We start from the raw sequence: 1225 nt of genomic DNA on the forward strand, positions 1-1225 counted from the left end.
ACGCACCGCGATAGTCGCGCCGCGCCGGTTGCGGGTGAATGCCGGGCAGCGCCTGCTGGCAAGCGCTGCCCGGCGCGTCAACCGCAGGCCTTCATGTTGACCGGCCCGACAAACTCGTTGCCGTGGCCCATGACGCACGCCACCCGCTGGTTGCGCTGAAGCTCCCAGGCTTGAGGTGGGTAGGTCTTGTTCCAGGCTTCATACAACTGGCGATCCTGTTTTGACAGGCGCAGGTTGTATTGCTTGCTCATATAGAAGTAGGTGCGTGCGATCATCCCGCGGATGGATGGGCGCGGCATCACCTTCTTCGCCTTGAAGTCGATCTGGGTCAGGCAGGAGCCGTATTGTCCGTGTTGCTCGGGCAGCCAGCCAAAGCTGAAGTTGCTGCGGTCACCGTTGACCTCGCCGATGCTCGGTACCAGGTTGTGCAGATCGGCTTCTGCGCGTTGATAGACCTGATCATTGCGCGAGCAGTTCTTGCGCCCGCCGTCCTGCCAGCACTGGCGCTGATGGCCGATCTGCCAGGCCGGCACAATATGTTCCCATTCGATTCGCGCGGCGCGGTTGGCGTTCTTGCGTGGCACATAGCCGCAGGCTTCGAGGTCGACACGGTTGCCGTTGTACTTGCAGCCACAATAGAACTCGGTCGATTGCGGGGCGTACAGTTTCCAGGCGACTTTCTTGGCTTCGCTGAAGGTGCGTGGGGCGTCGGCGTGGGCGGCGAAACTGAACAGCAGGCAGGATACTGCAAAAATCTTGAATCTCATGCGTGCTCAGTCTTCCTTCGGTACAACCCAGAAAATCTGAACGCCGCCATCATCGCGATGCGCGAGGGTGACGTTATCGTTCTCGGCGATTTCTTCGAGCAGGGTTTCCCAGTCGTCGGGAGATTCATGTTCCAGGCGAAAGATCAGTGCTGACCGTGCTTTTTGTGCGGTCGGCGAATTGATGATTTTCTGGATGCGCAGGCCGAGTTGCTCGTAACTGCTGGCGGGGGTCGATGCTGAGGAAGTGGTTGCCACGGAGCGTTCCTTGTTTTTGCTGTATGTGCATACAGTATTTTACTGTAGGCCATTTCGCAACACCTTGTGGGTGCAGGAGCGCTTCAGACAGTGCATGCAGCGATTTGCTGCATGCCTTTGAAACTATTTTTTACGCGGTGATGCCCGCCGCAGAGCGGCGGGCGGCCGGCAGGCGGCGAACAGAGTACCCAGAAGAATCCGTT

The 1225-nt window shown here is 58.8% G+C and carries 2 protein-coding genes; both read right to left on the reverse strand.

The annotated features are described in order from the left end of the window. Positions 1-77: 77 nt before the first annotated feature. On the reverse strand, positions 78-767 hold the full coding sequence (locus tag EKA13_RS27230) for an endonuclease (protein ID WP_065762036.1): 690 nt from the start codon (positions 765-767) through the stop codon (positions 78-80). Between the two features lie 6 nt (positions 768-773). Next, a complete protein-coding gene (locus EKA13_RS27235; protein ID WP_065762037.1) occupies positions 774-1022 on the reverse strand; it encodes a DUF1654 domain-containing protein in 249 nt (82 codons plus the stop codon). Positions 1023-1225 lie beyond the last annotated feature (203 nt).

Source organism: Pseudomonas defluvii, assembly GCF_001695625.1.
Lineage (GTDB): Bacteria > Pseudomonadota > Gammaproteobacteria > Pseudomonadales > Pseudomonadaceae > Aquipseudomonas > Aquipseudomonas defluvii.

Excerpts from the sequence above, each read along its gene's own strand:
- EKA13_RS27230 (WP_065762036.1), bottom strand. The coding sequence starts at position 767 with ATGAGATTCAAGATTTTTGCAGTATCCTGCCTGCTGTTCAGTTTCGCC.